Annotated in this window: 3 protein-coding genes; all 3 read left to right on the top strand. The window is 46.2% G+C overall.

Features of this window, described 5'->3' with window-relative positions; genetic code table 11:
• Positions 1 to 101: 101 nt before the first annotated feature.
• Genes HCR01_RS31745 through HCR01_RS31735 form a run of 3 tightly spaced genes read left to right on the top strand, consistent with a single transcriptional unit; the run spans position 102 to position 5,987 of the window.
• The gene (locus tag HCR01_RS31745) at positions 102 to 758 is read left to right on the top strand and encodes a ParA family protein (protein ID WP_193199976.1); all 657 of its coding nucleotides are present in this window, start codon (positions 102 to 104) and stop codon (positions 756 to 758) included.
• The gene (locus HCR01_RS31740; RefSeq protein ID WP_193199975.1) at positions 755 to 1,762 is read left to right on the top strand and encodes a ParB/RepB/Spo0J family partition protein; all 1,008 of its coding nucleotides are present in this window, start codon (positions 755 to 757) and stop codon (positions 1,760 to 1,762) included. The genes HCR01_RS31745 and HCR01_RS31740 overlap by 4 nt, the downstream gene beginning before the upstream one ends.
• Positions 1,746 to 5,987, top strand: a complete 4,242-nt coding sequence (locus HCR01_RS31735; protein ID WP_413773988.1) for a DEAD/DEAH box helicase — start codon at positions 1,746 to 1,748, stop codon at positions 5,985 to 5,987. Before HCR01_RS31740 ends, HCR01_RS31735 begins: the two co-directional genes overlap by 17 nt.
• Positions 5,988 to 6,003 lie beyond the last annotated feature (16 nt).

The following is a 6,003-nucleotide window of genomic DNA, read 5'->3' as shown; positions in this document are numbered from 1 at the left end:
CCAAGTTAATTTTATTGCAGACATCTTCGGAGTTGTTGCATAAATAATCTTAGTTCTAGAGAATTTTATCACTTCAAACCTTTTTTGCAACACAACCCGATATGGACCCACAAGGTTCCCTTACCGACTTCTTTGGGCTAGATCTGCCTTCTGATGCACAGACTATATATGATGCCCTTATGTCTGACGCGGAGGAACCTTCTTTACCCATCCACCAAAATTTAGATGGCGTAGACTTACTGCCCTCAGATATCCTCTTGGCTAATGTTGAGCAAGAGCTAGTAGCACAATTGGAAAGGGAACTGCGACTCAAGGAAATACTAACTTCGGCCACCAAAAATTATGCCTTCATTTTAATTGATTGCCCTCCTTCTTTGGGGCTTCTGAGCATAATTAGTTTGATAGCTGCGACTCATGTTCTCGTTCCCATCCATACTCAGCACAAAGCTTTTAAAGGCACAGCCTCACTGCTGAAAACCATAGCCAAAGTACAGAAGCGACTCAATAAATCTCTCAGGATAGCTGGGTTCGTGCCGACAATATATGCGGCGGCTAACATTCACGACCAGAATAAATTACAAGATATAAAGGAGCAATTATCAGGTATTGCGCCCATACTGTCTCCCATTCCTCGTGCTACAGCTATTGCAGAAGCTTCAGGAGAAGGAAAGCCTCTAGCTCTGTGTTCTGTAGGCAGAAATAAACCTATTGTTGCTTTATTTGAGCAGTTGGCAGCTTTTGTGGAGGAGTTGCAATGAATTCCCCTAGACAGCGAAGAAAATCCCCGCCTGCTTCTAACAGGAGCAAGATTGAGAAGCCCGTGGGTCTTCTCACTCAACTGGATGAAAATCCTCCCGAACCCACTAATACCATTACCTTGGAGCAAATATCTCTACCTCACTCCCAGCCTCGGCGATACTTCGACCCAGAAAAGCAGCGACAGTTAGTGGAGTCAGTAAAACGCGACGGTATTCTCCAACCCCTTTTGGTGAGACCTTTAGAGAACAAGCGCTATGAGCTGGTAGCCGGAGAGCGACGACTCAGAGCAGCCCAAGTTGCGGGGTTAGCTGAAGTACCAGTGACGGTAAGGGGAATGACTGATGCTGAGGCTACGCTATACGCCCTGACCGAGAACCTTCAGAGAGAAGATTTAAACCCTGTTGAGGAAACAGAGGGAATTTTACAGATGTTGGTTCTCCAATTAGCGCGGTCTAGCGAAGAAGTCAAAGCCCTGTTGTACAGGATGCAGAAAGAATCTCAAGGAAAAAGAACGGCAGATAACGTTATCGGTCAAGCTGAGGGAGAAACTGTTCAGGCAGTATTTGAAGCTCTAGGGCGGATGGGTTGGGATTCCTTTGTAGCAAATCGGCTACCTCTCCTCAACCTCCCAAGAGAAGTTTTAGAGGCGCTACGCCAGGGGCGAATTGAATACACCAAGGCCAGGGAGATAGCCAAATTGAAGGATTCCTCGGCACGGCAACAACTCCTTGAAGATGCAATTGCACAGGAATTATCGCTCAGCCAAATCCGAGAGCAGGTCAAGGCTCTCAAGCCTAAACCTGCTCCAGAGCCACTACCTACCCCAACACAGCAAGAAATCAAGCACACGAAAACCAGGCTCAAAAAGCTTTACGATTTGACTAGGGAAGCTAATTTAGAAAATCCAGCAATTCATCAAAAAGCGCAAGAGCTTATATCTCAGCTTGAGGCTTTGCTGGTGACAAAATCTACTAAAGTGCCTGACAATGGTGTTGATGATTAGTACCATGACCGATTCTGATGCTGATAGCACAAAACTACAAACGCAACTGGCCCAGGCATACCGTCAGCTATCACACATAGACCAAAAGATTGTGCAATTATTTTCGGTGATTTATGAACCGATAAACAGAACTTCATTCATGAATTGCCTCAATCAAATCGGCACGTTAGATGAAAACAATAAACCTTTTATTAACAAAACCTTAAGCCGCCACATTGATGGATTATTAGCAGCAGGCTTGCTAGTTCAGTTAAGTGGGCAAGGTCCTCAATGCCATCCGCTCATAACAGAGATTGCTACTCGTGATGCGGTAAAAGCAGGATATTTTGAAATTCTAGCGACCTCTGTGTCCAAAGCTTTACCAATATCTAGTCGTTACGCAAACGGAACTCGGTATTTCCAGAGCGAGCGCCAATTTATCCGGGAAGTCCGCATTGGTCTCTACCGCCAAGACCTTAGTTTTATTAATAAACAGATTGAAGACTACCAAAAATACAGTCATGACAAGGACAAGACATCTATAGATAAAATCTTCGAGCAAGTTTGCAATAACCCATTTGATGCTGATTGGTTTCGCACCCTGCCACAAGGATTATATGAAAGCGGCATATCTAGCATCCTCCTGAATGCAGCCCTAAAATGTTCTCCTGCGGAAGAGCCGTTTGCGCTGCTATTAGAAGAATGTTCTACAAAGGAAGGACACTGCTCAGATTATCTGCAACTGATTTTGACAGAACAACTGCTTATACGGGGTTGTATACAAGAAGCACAACAGAGTTTAGAGCGTATATCTGATAAGTATCGAGATAACGCTGCTGTCTTTTGGGGCTGGCTGAGTTTTCTACGGGGTGAAAATGACCAAGCCATTAAGTATTACACAGTTGGTCTCAAAGCCCTCAGAAAAGCTAGGAGCAAGCAAAAGATATATTTTAATACTATGGGCGGCTTGTTTTTTATCTTGGCTCTATTAAAGGATGGTTCACGCGAACGCCTCCGAGAAGCCCAAGAGTACGCCAGTCTGATTTCTCGCCAGGGAGATCATTGGCTCAGGACTATTTATGCAAGATTGAAAATCTTGCTGCAAGTCCAGCAAGGTGATATCGCCCAAAAAGAATTTATAGTCAGCGTTCAAGTTCCTCCCTTAGAAGAGCACCACAGCTTAGAAACACTCTTATGTGCCCTATGCCTCTACTGGGTGGATGTTGACAAGGCGAAAAAGCGTTTGCCCAAGTTGTTAGAACCGTTATGTCAGCAAGCGCTAGGATCTGGTTATCACTGGCTAGCAATGGAAACCGCAGAACTCCTGTCCCGGCTAAAACCACGCAGTACGTATAACACACAAGCAGCAGTATTACGTGAAGATAGCGGCATTCATAGTATAGTAGACTTGATTCGACCTCAAGAACCTTGGGAGCTTTGCTTAAACGCACTAGCAAATCTAGAGGAGGAACCGCAAGCACCTGTAAAAGCCTCAGCAGAACTGCGCTTAGCATGGTTTATTACTTTCTATCCCAGCAAATGTATCTTGCAACCCCGCGAGCAAAAGATTAACGCCAAAGGGGAGTGGAGCAAAGGTCGTCCCATAGCTATCAAGCGCCTGAGCGGGAACCTGGGTGAGTTTGATTATCTCACGCCCCAGGATATCCGAGTATGTGGCTGCATTGAAACATTTACTGACTACGATTATGGATATCACAGCAAAACCGAGTATACGTTCAACGCCAAGGCAATCTCTGCCTTAATTGGACACCCATTGGTCTTTTGGGAAGATTCGCCCACCACCCGTGTGGAAATCGTCAAGGGAGAACCAGAATTAATCGTCAAAAAAGGAAAACGCGATCGCTTAAGTTTGGAATTTTCTCCTAAACTGACAGAATCACAGAATATGCTGGCTGTCAAAGAAACCCCAACCCGAATCAAGGTAATTGAGATTAATGCCAAACACCGACGCATAGCAGAGATTATCGGCAAGGAGAATCGCTTAGACGTGCCTGCCATTGCCGAAAAGCAAGTTTTGGCAGCCATCAATGCTGTCTCTGGAATCGTCACTGTGCATTCTGATATCGGTGGCGGGTTTGCAGGAGCCTCAGAAGTACCAGCCCAAACTATACCCCATATTCACCTGTTGCCTGCTAATACAGGATTGAAAGTATCCCTGCTATCTTGCCCCTTTGCCCAAGGTGGCCCCTACTACCGCCCTGGTACGGGAGGTGAGACTGTAATTGCAGAGATTGACGGTAAGCGACTGCAAACCAGACGCAATCTGCGTGAAGAAAAGCAACTTGCTAATGCCGTTATAGCAGCCTGTCCTACCTTAACTCGTACTGAAGAACAAGATGGTGAATGGATAATAGAACAGCCAGAGGACTGTTTGGAACTGCTTTTGGAACTGCAAGCACTGTCGAACACTGTGGTGCTGGAATGGCCAGAAGGAGAAAAACTGCGTATTAAGCACCAAGCGGATCTCAAAGATTTCCAGTTGTCAATTCAACGCCAGCAGGACTGGTTTGCAGCCACTGGCGAATTGAAATTGGATAACGACCTAGTGCTGGATATGCAGCAACTACTTGAACTATTGGATAAAACCCCAAGTCGTTTTATCCCGCTTGGTGACGGTCAATTCCTAGCTTTAACCCAAGCATTTCGCAAACGCCTTGATGAATTACGGGCGTTTTCAGAAAAACATAGTAAAGGTATACGCTTTCACCCTTTAGCAACATTAGGCTTAGAGGATTTCGTAGACGAGGTGGGCAAGGTGAAAGCAGACAAACACTGGAAGGCACACAGAGAGCGTCTGAAGGAGGTGCAAAGCCTCCAGCCGGAACTCCCCTCTACGTTCCAAGCTTCCCTGCGCGACTACCAGATGGAGGGGTTCAACTGGCTAGCGCGGCTGGCACATTGGGGTGTGGGAGCCTGCTTGGCAGACCAAATGGGACTGGGCAAGACCGTGCAGGCATTGGCTGTTATCAACAAGCGTGCCCATGAGGGGCCAACCCTAATTATTGCCCCCACTTCAGTGTGTATGAATTGGGTGAGTGAGGCGCAGCGCTTTGCCTCCACACTCAATATCGTTCAATTTGGTGGAAGTGATCGCCAAAAATTACTCTCTGGGTTACAACCGTTTGATATGTTGGTATGCAGCTACGGTCTGTTGCAGCAGGAAGAAGTATCCCAAATGCTGTCCCAGGTGCAGTGGCAAACGATTGTGCTGGATGAAGCCCAGGCAATCAAAAATATGACCACCAAACGTTCCCAGGCAGCAATGAACCTCAAAGGTGGTTTCAAGCTGATTACCACCGGAACTCCAATTGAGAACCACCTCGGCGAACTGTGGAATTTGTTCCGCTTTATTAATCCTGGGCTTCTGGGTTCGTTTGAAAGCTTCAATCAACGCTTTGCAATCCCAATTGAGAAATTTCAAGATAAACTTGCACGCAACAAACTCAAAAAACTCATTCAACCATTCCTATTGCGTCGCACAAAAAATCAGGTGCTAGAAGAGTTGCCTTCTCGTACTGAGATTCTGTTGCATGTGGAGTTTAGTCGGGAGGAAATGGCATTTTATGAAGCGTTGCGGCGGGAGGCAATATCCAAACTGACTGAAAGTGAAGCAATTGCTGGTCAGAAACACCTGCAAGTGCTAGCAGAAATTATGAAACTGCGCCGGGCTTGCTGTAATCCCAGCCTTGTTATGCCTGACACTGAACTATCCAGCTCGAAACTGCAACTTTTTAGTGAGGTGCTGGGTGAGCTACTGGACAATCGCCATAAAGCCCTTGTGTTTAGTCAGTTTGTTGACCATTTGCACATCATCCGAGATTATCTAGATAAGCAAGGTATTAGTTATCAATACTTAGATGGCAGTACCCCCGCTCCAGAGCGCAAAAAACGGGTGGATGCTTTCCAGGCAGGGTCAGGAGATGTATTTTTGATTAGCCTCAAGGCGGGTGGTACTGGTCTTAATCTGACCGCCGCCGATTACGTCATTCACATGGACCCCTGGTGGAATCCTGCGGTAGAAGACCAAGCCTCCGACCGTGCCCATCGTATTGGGCAACAACGCCCGGTCACTATCTATCGTTTAGTAGCGAAAGATACTATTGAAGATAAGATTGTGGATTTGCATCACCACAAGCGAGATTTGGCAGACAGCCTGCTCGAAGGTGCTGATCTAAGTGGCAAGATATCAACACAAGAGTTGCTGCGGTTGATAAACGAAAGCTAATATTGCTTCAGCCGTA

This window comes from Nostoc sp. MG11, assembly GCF_014904695.1.
In the GTDB taxonomy this organism is placed as follows: domain Bacteria; phylum Cyanobacteriota; class Cyanobacteriia; order Cyanobacteriales; family Nostocaceae; genus Komarekiella.
This window is presented reverse-complemented; position numbering and strand designations above follow the sequence as displayed.